General features: G+C 71.3%; 18 protein-coding genes and 1 tRNA gene. 9 read left to right on the top strand and 10 right to left on the bottom strand.

The genetic code is table 11. The features are described from left to right. Nucleotides 1-46: 46 nt before the first annotated feature. The 3 genes from U870_RS0103615 (at nt 47) to U870_RS0103605 (ending at nt 4,546) form a co-directional block, all read left to right on the top strand. Nucleotides 47-1,597 carry a DUF5979 domain-containing protein gene (locus tag U870_RS0103615; protein WP_025156051.1) on the top strand — a complete coding sequence of 517 codons (1,551 nt, stop codon included), beginning with the start codon at nt 47-49 and terminating at the stop codon, nt 1,595-1,597. Between the two features lie 109 nt (nt 1,598-1,706). Continuing rightward, nucleotides 1,707-2,813, top strand: a complete 1,107-nt coding sequence (locus U870_RS0103610) for a LacI family DNA-binding transcriptional regulator (RefSeq protein ID WP_025156050.1) — start codon at nt 1,707-1,709, stop codon at nt 2,811-2,813. After that, a complete protein-coding gene (locus U870_RS0103605; RefSeq protein WP_029947129.1) occupies nt 2,810-4,546 on the top strand; it encodes an alpha-amylase family glycosyl hydrolase in 1,737 nt (578 codons plus the stop codon). The genes U870_RS0103610 and U870_RS0103605 overlap by 4 nt, the downstream gene beginning before the upstream one ends. A gap of 34 nt (nt 4,547-4,580) precedes the next feature. On the opposite strand, the gene U870_RS22335 is transcribed toward U870_RS0103605, so the two are convergent. The 3 genes from U870_RS22335 to U870_RS0103590 all read right to left on the bottom strand — a co-directional run bounded on the left by U870_RS22335 (nt 4,581) and on the right by U870_RS0103590 (nt 6,624). After that, nucleotides 4,581-5,507: a M23 family metallopeptidase gene (locus U870_RS22335; RefSeq protein ID WP_025156048.1), complete on the bottom strand. Its 927-nt coding sequence runs from the start codon at nt 5,505-5,507 to the stop codon at nt 4,581-4,583. Between the two features lie 84 nt (nt 5,508-5,591). Next, nucleotides 5,592-6,407 carry an inositol monophosphatase family protein gene (locus U870_RS0103595; protein ID WP_025156047.1) on the bottom strand — a complete coding sequence of 272 codons (816 nt, stop codon included), beginning with the start codon at nt 6,405-6,407 and terminating at the stop codon, nt 5,592-5,594. A 135-nt stretch (nt 6,408-6,542) separates the two neighbouring features. Further along, nucleotides 6,543-6,624, bottom strand: a tRNA-Tyr gene (locus U870_RS0103590). A gap of 188 nt (nt 6,625-6,812) precedes the next feature. On the opposite strand from U870_RS0103590, the gene U870_RS0103585 reads away from it, so the two are divergent. Continuing rightward, nucleotides 6,813-7,373, top strand: a complete 561-nt coding sequence (locus U870_RS0103585; protein ID WP_025156046.1) for an ATP-dependent Clp protease proteolytic subunit — start codon at nt 6,813-6,815, stop codon at nt 7,371-7,373. Nucleotides 7,374-7,527: 154 nt separating this feature from the next. On the opposite strand, the gene U870_RS0103580 is transcribed toward U870_RS0103585, so the two are convergent. Then, entirely contained in the window at nt 7,528-7,899 is a 372-nt protein-coding gene (locus U870_RS0103580; protein WP_025156045.1) for a helix-turn-helix domain-containing protein, read from the bottom strand. 105 nt (nt 7,900-8,004) lie between these two features. Then, nucleotides 8,005-8,220, bottom strand: a complete 216-nt coding sequence (locus U870_RS0103575) for a DUF2283 domain-containing protein (protein WP_025156044.1) — start codon at nt 8,218-8,220, stop codon at nt 8,005-8,007. Nucleotides 8,221-8,387: 167 nt separating this feature from the next. Between U870_RS0103575 and U870_RS24230 the strand changes: the two genes are divergently transcribed. Together U870_RS24230 and U870_RS0103565 are read left to right on the top strand one after the other, a co-directional pair. Continuing rightward, nucleotides 8,388-8,531 carry a hypothetical protein gene (locus U870_RS24230; protein ID WP_162819073.1) on the top strand — a complete coding sequence of 48 codons (144 nt, stop codon included), beginning with the start codon at nt 8,388-8,390 and terminating at the stop codon, nt 8,529-8,531. Between the two features lie 104 nt (nt 8,532-8,635). Then, nucleotides 8,636-8,950, top strand: a complete 315-nt coding sequence (locus U870_RS0103565) for a YbjQ family protein (protein ID WP_025156043.1) — start codon at nt 8,636-8,638, stop codon at nt 8,948-8,950. Nucleotides 8,951-8,966: 16 nt separating this feature from the next. Here U870_RS0103565 and U870_RS0103560 read toward each other — a convergent pair whose 3' ends face one another. After that, entirely contained in the window at nt 8,967-9,995 is a 1,029-nt protein-coding gene (locus U870_RS0103560) for a GTP-binding protein (protein WP_025156042.1), read from the bottom strand. Nucleotides 9,996-10,071: 76 nt separating this feature from the next. Here U870_RS0103560 and ykgO point away from each other — a divergent pair, with 76 nt between their 5' ends. From ykgO to U870_RS0103545, 3 genes are all read left to right on the top strand, one after another. Further along, a complete protein-coding gene (gene ykgO / locus U870_RS0103555; RefSeq protein WP_025156041.1) occupies nt 10,072-10,194 on the top strand; it encodes a type B 50S ribosomal protein L36 in 123 nt (40 codons plus the stop codon). Nucleotides 10,195-10,282: 88 nt separating this feature from the next. After that, nucleotides 10,283-11,320, top strand: a complete 1,038-nt coding sequence (locus U870_RS0103550) for a YeiH family protein (RefSeq protein ID WP_025156040.1) — start codon at nt 10,283-10,285, stop codon at nt 11,318-11,320. A 68-nt stretch (nt 11,321-11,388) separates the two neighbouring features. Beyond that, a complete protein-coding gene (locus U870_RS0103545; RefSeq protein ID WP_025156039.1) occupies nt 11,389-11,877 on the top strand; it encodes a YajQ family cyclic di-GMP-binding protein in 489 nt (162 codons plus the stop codon). On the opposite strand, the gene U870_RS0103540 is transcribed toward U870_RS0103545, so the two are convergent. From U870_RS0103540 to U870_RS0103525, 4 genes are all read right to left on the bottom strand, one after another. Next, the gene (locus tag U870_RS0103540) at nt 11,864-12,892 is read right to left on the bottom strand and encodes an alpha/beta hydrolase (protein ID WP_025156038.1); all 1,029 of its coding nucleotides are present in this window, start codon (nt 12,890-12,892) and stop codon (nt 11,864-11,866) included. The two genes, U870_RS0103545 and U870_RS0103540, sit on opposite strands and share 14 nt — an antisense overlap. Before the next feature lie 68 nt (nt 12,893-12,960). Next, nucleotides 12,961-14,343: an FAD-dependent oxidoreductase gene (locus U870_RS0103535; RefSeq protein WP_025156037.1), complete on the bottom strand. Its 1,383-nt coding sequence runs from the start codon at nt 14,341-14,343 to the stop codon at nt 12,961-12,963. A 19-nt stretch (nt 14,344-14,362) separates the two neighbouring features. Then, nucleotides 14,363-15,421, bottom strand: a complete 1,059-nt coding sequence (locus tag U870_RS0103530; protein ID WP_025156036.1) for a polyprenyl synthetase family protein — start codon at nt 15,419-15,421, stop codon at nt 14,363-14,365. Nucleotides 15,422-15,441: 20 nt separating this feature from the next. Further along, nucleotides 15,442-16,533, bottom strand: coding sequence for a demethylmenaquinone methyltransferase (locus tag U870_RS0103525; RefSeq protein WP_025156035.1), 1,092 nt, complete (start codon nt 16,531-16,533; stop codon nt 15,442-15,444). Nucleotides 16,534-16,599: the final 66 nt, after the last annotated feature.

Raw genomic sequence — 16,599 nt, 5'->3', positions numbered from 1 at the left:
AGGGGAGGCGACCCGCGCCTCCCCGTCACCACCGCAAGGAAGCCCGATGCCCGTCTTCAGATCCGCACTCGCCGCCCTGGGAGTCGCGGCGCTCGCCCTGCTCCCCTCGCTGCCCGCCATCGCCGCCGAGACCGACCCGGTCACCTCCATCACCATCTCATCGCCCGACCCGGGCGACCCGTCGGTGCCCCTCACCGTCGGTCAGATGTTCCGCGTCGACGTGGCCTGGGCGCTGCCGGCCACGGCCGCTCCGGGCGACACGTTCTCCGTCTCCTTCCCCTCCCCCGTCCACGGGTACACGTCCGCCTTCACCCTGAAGGACGCCTCCGGGGCGGAGGTCGGGACCTGCACGGTCGACTCCGACTCGTTCGACTGCACCCTCGGCGACTACGTGTCCTCCCACACCGACATCACGGGGACCCTCTTCTTCTACGCGAGCGCGGTGCAGACCTCGGGCAGCACCCTCCTGTTCCAGACCTCCGACGGCACCGTCTACACGGTGACCGTCCCGAACGGCGGCATCGGAGAGGGGACGGGCGGCGCAGCGACCTCCCCGCCGACGGCTCTCGCCAAGGGCGGCTGGCAGAACGCGGACGGCAGCCTCGGCTGGCTCGTCTATCTGCCCGGCGACCTGCTGATGCACGACGGAGCGGAGGTGACGGTCACCGACACCTACGACGCCCGGCTCTCCCTCCTCCCGGCGTCCCTCTCCATCGAGCGGGTGGCCGACGCCGACTGGAACGGTGGCGACTGGTCGGGGTCGTCGGTGCGCCTGACCGAGGGCACCGGACCGGGCACGTACACCGCGACCCTCGCAGCGCCCACCTTCCAGCTCACCGTGCACGACCCCGACCCGCAGAGCACCTACGTCGTCTACTACCAGCTGAGCGTGCCGGCCGGGACTCCGGACGGCACCGTCTTCGAGAACAGCGTCCGCGGCGACGGCGTCGGCTCAGATCAGGCCGCGGTCTCCTACGTCTCGGCCGGCGGAGTCGCCAGCGGGCAGGAGGCGCGCGACCTCGCCGTCACCAAGCGGGTGGACGGCTCCGCCCCGGCCCCCGCCGGCGGCTTCCCGATCGCGGTCGCCTGCACCGTCGACGGCGCGGCCGTCCCCGGATCTCCACTCACGGCGAGCATCGCCGCGGGTGAGACACACGTCTTCCCCCGCATCCCGGTCGGAGCGGTCTGCGTGGTGACCGAGACCGACGCGCGCGGCGCGTCGGCGGTGGCCTACGCGCCCGCCGGGGCGATCCCCATCACCGCGGGCGACGGGCCGGTGCAGGTGACCGTGACCAACACCTTCACGGCCGCGCCGGTCCGCCCCGGCGGCGGGACGGGCACACCGCCTCCGTCGTCGGGCGCGACACCCGCGCCGTCCCCGTCGTCCGGCACCGACGGCTCGGCGACGACGGGCTCCCCCACACCGGCGCCGGCGACGGCGCTCGCCCGCACCGGATCCGATGGGAGGCCCGACCTCCTCGGAGCCGGAGCCGCCGCGCTCGCCCTGCTGACCGGCATCGCCCTCGTCACCGTCCGGCGCGGCCGCCGGGCTCCCGGGGACCGCCACGGGCGAGCGTCCCTCCGGCGCGGGCACTGAAAACGCTTCCATTCCGCGGAGGAGCCGCCGCTAGACTCGATCCGTCGGTCACTCGACCGACCGGCCACGCGTCCAGCGGCGGCCTCCACGGAACCGAGGAAGGGGTCCGATGCCCGGCATCGACGACGTCGCGCGCCTCGCCGGCGTCTCGACCGCCACGGTGTCCCGCGCTCTCAGCGGCAACGGCCCCGTCTCGGAGCGCACCCGCACCCGGGTCGCCGAGGTCGCCGCCTCCCTCGGTTACGTCGTCTCCTCCGATGCGTCGAGCCTCGCCTCGGGGCGGGCCCGCAACGTCGGCATCGTCGTCCCGCACCTGAACCGGTGGTTCTTCACCTCCGTCATCGAGGGCGCCGAGCGGGCGCTGCTGCGGCGCGGGTACGACCTCACGCTCTACAACCTCAGCGGCGACGACGGCGAGCGCCGACGCGTCTTCGACCACCACCTGCTGCGCAATCGCGTGGATGCCGTGATCGCGGTCGCCCTCGCCCTCGACGGCGACGAGGTCGGCCGGCTGCTCTCGCTCGGCAAGCCCATCGCCGGTGTCGGGGGCCCCCTCCCCGGGGCGAGCGCGGTCACCATCGACGACGTGGCCATCGGGCGGATGGCCACCGAGCACCTGATCGGCCTCGGACACCGCCGCATCGCCCACATCGGCGGCAACGAGGAGTACGACCTCGAGTTCCACACCCCCACGAACCGCCGGCACGGCTACGAGGCCGCCCTGCGCGACGCGGGGATCGAACCCGATCCCGCCCACTATCGAGGCGCCGACTTCACCCTCCCGGGCGGCCACGCTGCCGCCCTCGAGCTTCTCGCGGATCCCGAGGCCCGGCCGAGCGCGATCTTCGCCGCGTCGGACGAGATGGCCATCGGCTGCATCCTGGCCGCGCGCGACCTCGGCCTGTCGGTGCCGGGCGACCTCTCCGTGATCGGGGTGGACGACCATTCCCTCGCCGCGTTCTTCGGGCTGACCACGATCGCCCAGCACCCCGAGCTGCAGGGCGAAGAGGCCGTCGCGCTGCTCCTGCGCAACGTGGAGAGCGGGCGACGACGCCCGGGAGCACGTGCGGCCGCCGAGGATCTCGAAGCCGGTAGCCCCGACTCCGACCTCCCGGTCACCGTCCCGGTGGCCGCCGATCTCGTCGTGCGCACCAGCACGGCGCCCCCGTCCCCCACACAGCCAGCGCTGTCCGCCGACAGCCCGAACGAGAGGTGACGGCCATCACCGCTACGAACACCCCCGACTCCCGCTCCGCCTTCGAACCGGGCACCGCCGGCCGCGAATGGTGGCGCTCCGCCGTCATCTACCAGGTCTACCCGCGCTCGTTCGCGGACGCCGACGGTGACGGGATCGGCGACCTCCCGGGCATCACCCACCGCCTTCCCGCGCTTCGCGCCCTCGGCGTCGACGCGGTCTGGCTGTCGCCGTTCCAGACCTCGCCGCAGCGCGACGCCGGATATGACGTCGCCGACTACCGCGACGTCGACCCGCTGTTCGGCACGCTCGCGGACTTCAACACCATGCTCGCGACCGCACACGAGCTGGGCCTGCGCGTCATCATCGACATCGTCCCGAACCACTCCTCCAGCGACCACGTGTGGTTCCAGGAGGCGCTGGCCGCCGCCCCGGGCAGCGAGGAGCGCGCGCGCTACCTCTTCCGCGACGGCAAGGGCGAGCACGGCGAGCTGCCGCCGAACAATTGGGAGTCGATCTTCGGCGGCGCCGCCTGGACCCGCATCGCGGAGGCGGACGGCACCCCCGGCCAGTGGTACCTCCACCTGTTCGACAAGTCGCAGCCCGACTTCGACTGGACCAACCCGTGGGTGCGTGAGCAGTTCCGCGGCATCCTGCGCTTCTGGCTCGACCGCGGCGTCGACGGCTTCCGCGTGGATGTCGCCCACGGCATGATCAAGGAGGCCGGCCTCCCCGACTACACGCCGCCCGAGAACATGGGCAGCATGGGCGGAGGCGCGGGTTCCGTCGCGCTCGAACCGGGCATCGAGGGTCACGCCGGTGACGAGCCGCCGACCCCGCCGTACTTCGCCCAGGACGGCGTGCACGACATCTACCGGGACTGGCACCGGGTCCTGGAGGAGTACGAGGGCGACCGCGTGCTGTGCGGCGAAGCCTGGGTGGAGCCGCTGGAGAAGCTGGTGCGCTGGGTGCGCCCGGACGAGATGCAGCAGACCTTCAACTTCGGCTACCTCGAGACCCCGTGGGACGCGGCGGCCCTGCGCACCGTGATCGACCGCTCGATCTCGGTCTTCGGGAGCGTGGGCGCGCCGAGCACGTGGGTGCTGTCGAACCACGACGTCGTGCGCCACGCCACCCGGCTCGCCCTCACGGGCGAGAACCTGCAGGGGCACGGCATCGGCCCGAAGACCACGGGGCTGCCCGATCCGGCCTTCGCGCTCAACCGCGCCCGGGCCGCCACCGCGCTCATGCTCGCGCTGCCCGGCTCCGCCTACCTCTACAACGGCGAGGAGCTCGGCCTCCCCGAGGCCATCGACCTTCCCGACGACGCCCGCCAGGACCCGACGTGGTTCCGCACGAACGGCGAGCGCTACGGCCGCGACGGCTGCCGCGTCCCGATCCCGTGGGAGGGAACGGACCCGTCGTACGGGTTCGGCCCCGGCGCGCAGAGCTGGCTGCCGCAGCCCGCCTCGTGGGCGACCTACACCCGATCCTCGCAGGAGGGCGTGCCGGGCTCGACGCTGACCATGTACCAGGAGGCACTGGCCGCGCGCCGCGCCCACGACCTCGCGTTCGGCGAGCTGGACTGGTTCGACCTGGGGCCGGACACGCTCGCGTTCCGGACGGGTGTCGTCACGGTCGTGGCCAACCTCCGTGAGGAGCCGCTGGAGCTGCCCGACGGCGACCTGCTGCTGGCGAGCGGCCCGCTCGACGGACGCAGCCTCCCCCGGGACACGACGGCCTGGCTGATCTGACGCGACCACGCGATGACGTGGTGAGCCGGTCGGCTCAGGACGCGTTGGCTTTCAGCCACGCGTAGGGGTCGACCGGCTCTGTTCCGTTGAGGCGGATCTCCAGGTGGAGATGCGCGCCGGTGGAGACGCCTGTGTTGCCGACCTTGCCGACGATGTCGGCGACCTTCACGGCCTGACCCACCTGCACCTGCACCGAGCCGCGCTGCATGTGGCAGTACTTGCTGCTCACGAGCGCACCGTCGATCATGTGGTCGATCGTCACGTTGACGCCGCAGCCGCCGTTGTCGCCGAGCACGACCTCCCGCACCACGCCGTCGGCGATGATCTGGATCGGGACGCCATCGCCCGGCGTGAAGTCGACACCGAGGTGATTGGTCGAGGCGCCGGCCGTCGGGGCGACCCGCGGGCCGAAGCCGGACGAGATCGGGACACCGACGGGGAACGGCCACTGGATGGCGCCGCGCGGGTTGTTCGTGAAGGTGTTCGCGATGCGCATCGAGCGCAGGGCGGCCAGCTGCTCGGCCGCTGTTACCTCGGGGCTCTCCCTGTCGACGACCGCGATCTGGTCGGACTCGACGCGGTCCAGTGCCTGCACCTCGGTCGTCCCGGAGCCGCCTGCGCCCGGGAAGGCCTCCGCGACGGCGTTGGCCCGCACCTGCTCCTCCGTGAGGAGGGCCATGGCGGGGAGGGAGGTCGCGACGCCGATGCCGAGAACGGCCAGCATCGCGATGAGGCTGACGCCGCGCGTGGCGCGACCGGAGCCCGACGCGGACGCGCTGCCGTCGCGGCCGGGGCGATTCCGCAGCACTGATGCCCGCAGTGCTGATGCCCGCAGTGCGGCGAGTCGGGCGGTGGTTCTGCGCTGGGCCTCCTCGGCCTCGCGCGCCTCCCGAGCGGCCCGGCGGGTCAGCGGAGCGCCCGGCTCGGACGTGCCGGCGCTGTGGTCGGTTCGGGGGCGCACTCGACCAAAAGTAACAAATCGGTAACCATCACGCCAGTCGAGGCGGGAAGGGCGGCCGTGCGAGAGGGCGTCGCCGGCGCGTCGTCACTCCCAGCCGGCGTAGAACTCCTGCACCAGAGGCTCGATCGCGTCATACAGTCTGGGAGCCGCCGCGAGCAGCAATCGCCGCCCCTCCCGGCCGCCGTCGAGGCCCCCGACCCGCGCCCCCGCCTCCCGTGCCACGAGCGCCCCCGCCGCGTGATCCCACGGGTTCAGGCCGCGCTCGTAGTACGCGTCGAGCCGGCCGGCGGCGAGACCGCACAGGTCCAGGGCCGCGGAGCCGATCCGCCGGATGTCGCGCACCTCACCGATCAGCCGGGCCACGAACTCCGCCTGGCGTCGTCGCTCGCCGGCGTCGTAGCTGAAACCGGTCCCCACCAGGGCGAGGGGGAGCCGGACCCCCTCGTTGACCCGCAGAGCCTCCCCGTTGCGGGTGGCGCCCGCGCCCGCTGCGGCGGCGAATACCTCGCCCGACTCCGGGTTCACGACCGCCCCGGCGAGGGTGCGCCAGGTGGCCGGATCCGGATCGCCCTCCACGACCGCGATGCTCACCGCGTAGTCCGGGATGCCGTATGCGTAGTTCACCGTGCCGTCGATCGGGTCGACCACCCAGGTGAGCCCGCTCGTCCCGCCGTCGCCGCCGGACTCCTCGCCGAAGAACCCGTCGGCCGGCCGGGCCGCCGCGAGCGCTCCGCGGATCAGATCCTCGGCCTCGCGGTCGGCCCGCGTCACGATGTCCGACACGGACGACTTCGACGCGGCGATCTCGACCCCGTCGCGCCGTCGCTGCTGCGCGAGCGTCGCCGCCCGCTTGGCGATGGACACGGCGATGTCGCGGAGCTCAGCAGAGGAGGAGGCCATGTTCCCCACCCTGGCACGGCGCGCACCTTCGTGCCGAATGTCGGGTATCAACGCCCCAGAACGCGCATTCGTGCCGAATGTGCGCCGCCCTGGACGACGAAACCCCCGGTCGGGGGGACCGGGGGTCGTTCTCGGTGGCGAGTGAGGGATTCGAACCCCCGAATGCTGAGCAGTCTGATTTACAGTCAGATCCCTTTGGCCGCTTGGGTAACTCGCCGTTCGCGCTCCCGACCACCAGTCAGCTGCTGACCGAAGGCGCCACATAAGAATACTGGTCCAGTGCCCGGTCGCGAAATCAGACCGCGTCCAGCCCACTCCCACTCTCGCCGTCCGCGTCTGCCGGCGGCGAATTCGCGCCCGGCAGAAGCCGGCGACAGGCGCGCGGGGCCGTCGCAGGATGAGGCCATGGACACCGATATGAACTCCCCGGTCCAGCGTCTGCTGGAAGAGCGGATCGTCTTCCTCGGCAGCGAGGTGACCGACGAGACGGCCAACGAGGTGTGCGCCCGGCTGCTGTTGCTGGACTCGATCGCCTCGGACAAGGACATCTACCTCTACATCAACTCCCCCGGCGGCTCGATCACCGCCGGCTTCGCCATCTACGACACGATGAATTTCGTGCGGGCCGACGTGGCGACGGTCGCGCTCGGCTTCGCCGCCTCGATGGGCCAGTTCCTGCTGTCGTCGGGGGCACGGGGCAAGCGCTATGCGCTGCCGAACGCGTCCGTGGTGATGCACCAGCCGCACGGCGGCTTCGGCGGCACGAGCGCCGACATCCAGACCCAGGCCAACCAGATCCTGCACTTCAAGCGCCGGATGGCCCAGCTGACGAGCGAGCAGACCGGCCGCACGGTCGAGCAGATTGTCGAGGACGGCGACCGCGACCGCTGGTTCACCGCCGACGAGGCGCTGGACTACGGCTTCGTGGATGCCGTGGTCGGGACGACGAGCGCGCTCGCGCGCTGACGCGGTCCCCCGCGATGCCGCGATGCCGCGATGTGGACCGAATGTCGCGAAAAGAGAGCTCTTTCGCGACATTCGGTCCAAATCGCGGGGAACGGAGAGGGGAAGAGCCGCGGGGAACGGAGAGGGGAAGAGCGAGGCGCGGGAGGGCGACGGCTCAGGCGACCAGCAGGAGCGCGGCGGGCGCGGCGGTGTCGGTGGACACCGGCTCCGGGGCGGCGGCCACGAGGGTCTCGGGCTGCCGTGCGGTGTCGCGCTCCGGCACCAGGCTCAGCACCTGGGCGGCCTGCGCCGGCGCCTGGGCGTGCGCGAACTCAGCCGCGACCCGCGTCAGCAGCTCACCCTCCGGCACCTCCAGCACGCGGCACAGCGCCGCGAGGATCTCGGACGACGCCTCCTTGCGGCCCCGCTCGATCTCGGAGAGGTACGGGATGCTCACGCGCGAGGTCTCGGAGAGCTGGCGCAGCGTCGTCCCCTGCTCCGTCCGGATCCGACGGAGCACGGACCCGAGCGCGTGCCGCAGAAGCATGGCGTCAGCCTAAGCCGGATGATGCCGATCCGCGCCTGCCGCATGCGGCGATTCTGCCCAGGGCAGAACACACGAGCAGAACCCGCGAGCAGAACCCACGAGCGGTCAGGCCGGCTCCGCGCCGGCGAGCACCTCCGGCGGGAGCACGCGCTGGGCGCCGAGCACCTCGAGACCGACGAGGCGCCCGTCCGTGTCGTACTCGGCGTCCACATACCCGCCCGCCGGCACTCCGCCGACCGCGACGCGTGCGGGGGAGATCGGGGCGCCCTCGTCGAACAGGAGGTGCGCCACATCCAGCTCGGGATCGTAGACGATGCGCATGATTCGACGCTACGGGGACGGCCCGGCGCTGTCGTCGGACCGTCGTACCACTTCGCGCCTCCTCCGCTCGACGGACCCGGCCCCGCCGATCGCGACCAGCCGGACCGATCGGCGACACCCCGCGTCCGCTTCCACGGATGTCGGTGGCCGGGCGCAGAATCGTCGGCATGAGGACCTTGGAGATTTGCGAACGGTGCGACGGGACCGGAGCCGACCCCGTCCAGCACGGTGAGGAGATCACCGTGTGCGTGGAGTGCACCGGCGACGGCTGCCACGTGACCTACTACGCCGAGTTGGAGCAGACGGCCTGACCCGGCCGGCCCCGCGGTCGTGTGCCCCGCGGTCGTGAGGCCCGCGGTCGTGTGCCCCGTATCGGAGGCTGGATGCCCGACCCGGGGTGTGCGATGGTCGGACCATGCTGATCGTGACGACCAATGACATCCCGGGCCACACCGTGACCACCGTCCTCGGCGAGGTGTTCGGACTCACCGTGCGCTCCCGCAACCTCGGCTCGAACCTCGGCGCCGGCTTCAAATCGCTCGCCGGCGGTGAGCTCAAGGGCATCACCACCCTGCTGCACGACGCGCGCACCGAGGCGCTGGGGCGCCTGGCCGACGAAGCGCAGGCGAAGGGCGCGAACGCCGTCCTCGCCTTCCGCTTCGAGACCAATGACTACGGCCAGGGCGGCGTCGAGGTCTGCGCGTACGGCACCGCCGTCACGATCGACTGACCGCGACCGGCCGCGGTCAGAGGTCCGATCCGCCGGGCACCAACCAATCGGGGAACGGGTCGGGGTAGGTGAGCCAGTCCGTCACCCCGGCGAGGAGTTCGTCGTCGCGCAGCGCCGCGTCGTCGAGCGCGCGGGCGAGCGACTCCCGGTCGAGATCGGTGCCGACGATGAAGAGGTCCTGCCCGATCGACAGTAGCTCGCCCTCGTCCCCGGCGGCGACGGCGTCGGCGATCGGGATGAGGTCGAACATCCCGCCGACCTGCTCCCAGCGGGCCACCACACCCGGTCGGCTCGCCAGTCGGCAGAACCCCGCCGAGCGCACCACCGTGCCGAACGCGCCGGAGCCGAACCGGTCCTCGAGCAGCAGGTGCAGCCGCCACGGATGCAGGGGCCGCAGGTTCTCGTAACGGAACGCCGACGCCCCTCCGCGGCCCGGGCGCACCGGGTCCCCGCTCAGCGCGCGGGTCCAGCCGGCGCGGTCGTGGCTGCGCCCCATCGGGACGCCGTCGACAGGGACGGCCGTGGGCGAGTCCGCATCGGCTGCATGCAGCCGCGCGTCGGGCGCGATGAGTCCGAGCAGACCGAGCAGTTCGTCGCGGTGCGTGGTCGGCACGCGGTCGGCGTTCGCGAGCACGATCGTCGTCGCGTACTCGAGCTGGGTGACCGTCAGCCACGCGCGGGCGGTGTGCTCGACGTCCCCGTCGGCGTCGACAGCGGTCACGTACTCCTCGTCGGCGAGATCGACGGCGAGGTGCGTGGCGTCGGCCACGCAGACGAGGGCGAGCAGGCGCGTCGGCGCTCCGGGGTCGGCGAGCGCGCCGATCAGCTCGATCACCGAGGTCGAGCCCGGGAATTCGATGACGGCCCCACCGGCCGGGGTCGCCCAGGGAGCGAGATCCAGAGCCTCCTGGATCGGATCGGTGGCCACCGCCAACCGGGTGGCGGGGATGAAGGCGCGCCGGGTGCGCTCGGCGAGCCGCTTGGCGCAGCGCAGGCGCTCGGGGGAACGCGGTCCGACGACGGCGATCACGTCGATCTGGGGCACGGGGGTCTCCTGTCCGATCACCCTCCGGAAGGAGGGTCTATGGTTAACGATAACCGTTCTCAATAGGAGGTTCACTATGAAAGTCCGCGCATCTCTCAAGTCCCTCAAGAGCCAGCCAGGAGCCCAGGTCGTGCGGCGCCGGGGGAAGGTCTTCGTCATCAACAAGCTCAACCCGCGCTTCAAGGGCCGCCAGGGCTGAGGGCGGCGCCGGCACACAAACCGCGGTTGTGGCCCCACAACCGCGCACCGCTGGCCGGGTCGTGGTCGGGCGCGGGATGCTCGATGGAATGAACGTCTCCCCCGTGCGCACCCTCCCGGCCCGTCTCGTCACCCGCGGGATCGACGTCGCACCCGGCGTCGGCATCACGGTGGCCATCGCCTTGGTCGCGACGGCGATCGCCCGTGTCGTGCCGGCGCTCGGGAGCGCCCTGCCGGCCCTGCTGATCGGCGTGGTCGTGGCCGTCGTGCGCAAGCCCACGGGACGATTCGTCCCCGGCGTGGCCTACTCCGGCAAGTTCGTCCTGCAGCTGGCGGTGGTGCTCCTCGGCGTGCAGCTCTCGCTGTCGAGCATCCTGGTGGTCGGCGTCGAATCGCTCCCGGTGATGCTGAGCTCCCTCGTCGTGTGTCTGCTGGCGGCATGGCTGATCGGCCGCGCCCTGCGCATCCCGCGCCGCGAGCGCACCCTGATCGGCGTCGGAACCGGCATCTGCGGGGCCTCCGCGATCGCCGCGGTCTCGCCGATCATCGGAGCGACCAGCGCCGAGATCGCCTACGCCGTCTCGACGATCTTCCTGTTCAACGCGATCGCGGTAGTGGTCTTCCCGTACCTCGGTCACGCGCTCGGGATGGACCCCCACACGTTCGGCCTGTTCGCCGGGACCGCCGTCAACGACACCAGCTCGGTCGTCGCCGCCGCCAGCCTGTTCGCGACCTCGGCCCTCGGTTTCGCCGTCGTCGTGAAGCTCGTGCGCACCCTGATGATCATCCCGATCAGCATCGGCCTGGCGATCGCGGAGAACCGTCGCACCAACGCCGGCACGCCGATGACCGCCCGCCGGGTCGTCGGCCTCGTGCCGTGGTTCCTGATCGGCTTCCTGCTGGTCGCCGTCGCGAACACGTTCGTCCCGATCCCCGCCGGCGTGCACGACGGGCTCGTCACGGCCAGCGTCTTCATGGTGTCCGTGGCCCTCGCCGGCATCGGCCTCTCCACCGATCTCGCCGCCATCCGACGTGCCGGCTGGCGCCCCCTCCTGCTCGGCGCGACCCTCTCCACCCTCGTCGCGGGCACCAGCCTGCTGGTCATCGGGATCACCGCGCAGCTCTGAGCCGCCGTAGACTCGAGTGCACGAGAACACCGCTTGAACAGCTTTATTCTGAGAATGGGATGGATACCGTGGCAGACTCCACGTTCGACGTCGTCAGCAAGGTCGACAAGATGGAGGCGGACAACGCCGTCAACCAGGCCCGCAAGGAGGTCGAGCAGCGCTACGACTTCAAGAACGTCGGCGCCTCGGTCGAGTGGAGCGGGGAGAAGATCCTGCTCAAGGCCAACACCGAGGAGCGGGTCAAGGCCGTCCTCGAGGTCCTCGAGTCCAAGATGATCAAGCGCGGCATCACGCTGCGGTCGCTCGACGCCGGCGAGCCCTACGCCTCGGGCAAGGAGTTCCGCGTCGAGATCGGGCTCAAGAACGGCATCGAGCAGGACGCCGCGAAGAAGATCACCAAGCTGATCCGCGACGAGGCACCCAAGTCCGTCAAGGCGCAGATCCAGGGCGACGAGCTGCGCGTCTCGTCGAAGAGCCGCGACGACCTCCAGGCGACCATGGCCCTGCTGAAGGGCGCCGACCTGGACGTGGCCCTGCAGTTCGTCAACTTCCGCTGACGTACCCGCGGAGCCAGCGCTCCATCTCGGCGTAGGCGTCGGCGCGCGGCCGCTCGCTCGACAGGAACACGTCGTGCAGCGCCCCATCGATGCGCGCGACGGTCACGGTCGGCGCGAGCTTCAGGGCGCGGACCGCGATGTCCTGGACCACCAGCACGACATCGCTCTTCGTCATCTCCGGGGTCCAGTACGGCAACAGGGCCGAGCGTGCCGACAGCAGCGTCAGCACCGGCACGTCCAGCGACAGGCCGGCGGCGACACGGGCGTGCCCGGCAAGGATAGCGGTGAGCCACGCAGGATGGACGGTGAAACCACGGACCGGCCGCCAGGCCAGGTCGTAGTCCCACTCGCCGTCCATCGTCTTCGACACCGAGCGGGTGTAGTAGCCGAGGTCGACGTTGGGCAGCGCCGCCTTCGGATCGAGCCGGGCGTGCAGGTCGATGATCGGCGCGAGAGCGGCGCGGCCCGGACCGCCGGCCTGGAACTCCAGCCACGGGCTGTTGAGCACGAGCGCGTGCGCGCGGCCGGGGTGCCGCTGCGTCCACAGGCTCAGGGTGAGGCCGCCGGTGGAGTGGCCCAGCAGCAGGAGCCGGCGCCCCGGCCCACGCGCCCCCGTGCCGGTGCTCTCGCGATCTCCCTCGCCGTGGCCCATCGCCTCGAGTGCCGCGGCGATCTCCTCGTCGTAGGTCGCCAGGTCGTCGACGAACCCGGGCGTCTGCCCCTCGCGCAGGCTCCGGCCGTACTTGCGCAGGTCGAGCGCGAAGAAGCGGGCGCCGCGATCGTGCCAGAACCGGGCCAGCTCCTTCTGGAAGAAGTAGTCCGACCAGCCGTGCACGTAGAGCACGTCCACCTCGGCGGCCGGGCGATGCGGGCGCAGGTCGGCGATCCGCGGCGGCGGCACGAACCGCACCAGGGTCGCGACGACGTCGCCCTCGCTATCCGGGCGCAACGGCAGGGTCAGCTGCTCGAACGGCTCGCCGAGCACATCCGGTCGCCACTCCTGCGCTCGCGTCATCCTCCCAGCGTGCCAGGTCGCGTCGCGGACGCCTACTCCCGACGTGTCGTGCCCACGTCGCCCGGGGCTCAGTCCTCCGACGAGGCGGAAACGGCGGTCCGGTTCGAGACCCGCACCATCTCGTCGCGCGGCACGACCTTGATCCGGGCACGCCCGCGCTCGGAGCCCAGGGCCTGCTCGTGCTCGTCCAGGTTGTGCCACCCGTCGAGATCGGTGTACTCCACGCCGCGCTCACGCAGGAGCGCGTCCACGGACGCCTCCTCCGGATCGGCCGGGGACCACCAGTTGCCCTGATCGTTGATCACGTGCTTGATGGTCTCCATCGCATCGGACTTGGTGTGCCCGATGAGGCCGACCGGCCCGCGCTTGATCCACCCCGTTGCGTAGACGCCGTACATGCGCTCGTTGTCCTCGGCGCGGAGCACCTGGCCCTCGTGGTTCGGGATGACACCGTGCTCGGCGTCGAACGGGATCTCCGGCAGCGGTGATCCGAAGTAGCCGACCGCGCGATAGAGGGCCTGGATCTCGACCTCGCGGATCTCGCCGGTCCCGCGCACTCCGCCCTCGCCATCCGGCTCGGTGCGCTCGTAACGGAAGGCGCGCACGCGACCGTCCTCGTCGGCGACGACCTCGAGAGGCTTGGCGTAGAATTGCAGGTGCAGGCGCCGGGAGGCCGACCCCACCTCGCGCTGCCGCCACTGCTGCAGCACCCGGTCGATCACCATGACCTGCTTGTTGCTGGCGATGGCGTCCTTCGACTGCTCGTCGTAGTCGAAGTCCTCGTCGTGGACGATCATGTCGACATCGCGCAGCTCGCCGAGCTCGCGCAGCTCCAGCGGGGTGAACTTCACCTGGGCCGGGCCGCGACGGCCGAACACGTGCACGTCGGTGACCGGCGAGTCCTTGAGGATCTCGAACACGTTGTCCGGGATCTCGGTCGGCAGCAGGTCCTCGGCGTGCTTGGCCAGGATGCGCGAGACGTCGAGCGCCACGTTGCCGTTGCCGATGACCGCGACGGACTGCGCCTCGAGCGGCCAGGTGCGCGGTACGTCGGGGTGCCCGTCGAACCAGCTGACGAACTCCGCGGCGCCGTACGACCCCTTCAGGTCGATGCCCGGGATGTCGAGGCCGGCGTCGCGCACCGCGCCGGTGGAGAAGATCACTGCGTTGTAGTGGCGCTTCAGGTCGTCGAGGGTGATGTCGGTGCCGAAGGTCACGTTGCCGAAGATGCGGATGTCTCCGCGGTCGAGCACGTCGCGGAGGGCGGTGATGATGCCCTTGATCCGCGGGTGGTCGGGAGCCACGCCGTACCGGACCAGGCCATAGGGAGCCGGGAGCTGCTCGAACAGGTCGATCGACACGTCGAAGCCGCGTTCGGCTTTGAGCAGGATGTCCGCGGCGTAGATGCCGGCGGGCCCGGCGCCCACGATGGCCAGTCGGAGTTTGGTCATAGGTTGCGTCCTTCGTGAATCAGCTGGAGCGTTCGACGATCGTGTCCGCGAATCGGACGAGCGCCTTCTTGACGGGGCCGTCCGGCAGCGGTCCGAGCGCCTCGACGGCCTCGCGCGCCCACCGGTGGGCCTCCTCCAGGGTCTGGTGGGTGACCTCGTGTTCGCGCAGGGCGGCGATCGCGGCGGTGGCCTGCGGGGTGACCGGGCCTTCGTCCGCGGTGCCGATCACGTCGCGCTCGAGGCGCTCGAGCAGCTCGGCCGCGGAGGGGTCGCTGGCGGCCCGTTCGCGCAGGCGGAGCACGGGGAGGGTCGCGACACCGGCACGCAGGTCGTTGCCCGGGGTCTTGCCCGTCTCTTCGACGCCCTTGGCCGAGAGGTCGATGACGTCGTCGATGATCTGGAACGCGACGCCGATCTTCTCGCCGAACGTGACCACGGGCTGCTCGTAGCTCTCGTCGGCGCCGGAGAAGACCACGCCCATCTGGGCGGCGACCGCGATCAGGGAGCCGGTCTTGTCCTCCAGCACCGTGATGTAGTGGGCGATCGGGTCCTCGCCGTCGCGAGGGCCGATGGTCTCGTGCAGCTGGCCGAGGCACAGCCGCTCGAACGTGTCGGCCTGCAGCTGGATGGCACGCTCGCCCAGCGCGGAGACGAGCTTGCTCGCACGCGCGAAGAGCAGATCGCCGGTGAGCACGGCGACGGAGTTGCCCCACACGAACTGCGCGCTGGGCACGCCGCGGCGCATCTGCGAGTCGTCCATGACGTCGTCGTGGTACAGCGAGGCGAGGTGCGTGATCTCGACCGCCTGGGCGGCCTGCAGCACCTGCGGGGTGGTGCCGCGGCCGAGCTGGGCCGCGAGCAGCGTGAGCATCGGTCGCACCCGCTTGCCGCCGGCCTCGAGCAGGTAACGGGCGGTGACGTCGGCCAGGTCGTCGGCGAACCGCATCTGGGAGCGCAGGCCGTCCTCGATCTGCACGAGTCCGTCGTCGATCGCGGCGGCGAGAGCGCGGTCCTCACCGCGTGCGAAGATCCGTTCGGTCAGGCCCAGCTGGCTGGACACCGATGCCGGACGGCGCACCGCAGGAACACTTCGTGGCACTACTCCCCCTTGGATGGGACGGAAGGTGTCGAGGACGTTCCGTCGGCCGCCGGCTTCGCCGGTGCGGTCGGCTTCGCCGCGGTCGTGGTCTTCTTGGCTGCCGGCGGCTTGGCTGCAGCCGGCTTCGCTGCTGTCGGCTTCGCGGGCTCCGGCTTCGCAGCGGCGGGCTTGGCCGCAGGCTTCGCGGCAGCAGGCTTCGCGGCAGCGGGTTTGGCGGCGGGCGTCTTCGCAGCAGCAGGTTTGGCGGCGGGCGTCTTCGCAGCAGCAGGCTTCGCAGCAGCAGTCTTCGCAGCAGTGGGCTTCGCCGCAGCAGTCTTCGCAGCAGCGGGCTTCGCAGCAGCGGGCTCGTCCACGACGGGCGCCGCCTCGATGGGCGCTGCCTGCGCACGCACGGGCTTGCGGCCTCGGTGCAAGGCGACGATGCCGGCCGTCAGATTGCGCCAGGCGACGGACTCGTAGCCGGCGTCGCGCAGCCAGGTCGCGAGTTCCGGCTGGGCCGGCCACGCCTGGATGGAGTCCATCAGGTACTCGTACGCGGCCGGGTTCGAGCTCGCGAGTCTGGCGAGCACCGGCATGCCGTACTTGAGGTAGGCGCTGTATCCCGCGCGGATCAGCGCGACCGGGGGGTGGGAGAACTCGCAGATCACGACGCGGCCGCCCGGCTTGGTGACGCGGTAGAACTCGGCGAGCGCGGCGCGCGGGTCGACGATGTTGCGCAGCCCGAACGAGATGGTGACGGCGTCGAACGACTCGTCCTCGAACGGCAGCCGGGTCGCGTCCGCCTGCACGAAGGTGACGTACGGATTGTCGGCCTGACGGCGGCGCCCGACCTCGATCATCCCCTCGGAGAAGTCGGCGGCGACGACGCTCGCACCGTTCCGGGCGAGCGAGGCGCTGGACGTCCCGGTGCCGGCCGCCACGTCGAGGATCCTCTCGCCGGCGCGCGGACCGACGGCACGCGTCGTCGCCACACGCCAGAGGGATGCGTTCCCCACCGACAGGACCGTATTGGTCCGGTCGTAGTGGGTCGACACCTCATCGAACATGGCGGCGACCTGGGCGGGCTGTTTGTCGAGGTCGGCCTTACTCACCACACCAGCTTAGGCTGCGCCGTGATCCCATGCATTCCTGGGGCGGGATGGACGGCACCTGCGCGG

Origin of the sequence: Leifsonia aquatica H1aii, from assembly GCF_000633535.1 — a bacterium.
GTDB classification, from domain to species: domain Bacteria; phylum Actinomycetota; class Actinomycetes; order Actinomycetales; family Microbacteriaceae; genus Leifsonia; species Leifsonia aquatica_A.
This window is presented reverse-complemented; position numbering and strand designations above follow the sequence as displayed.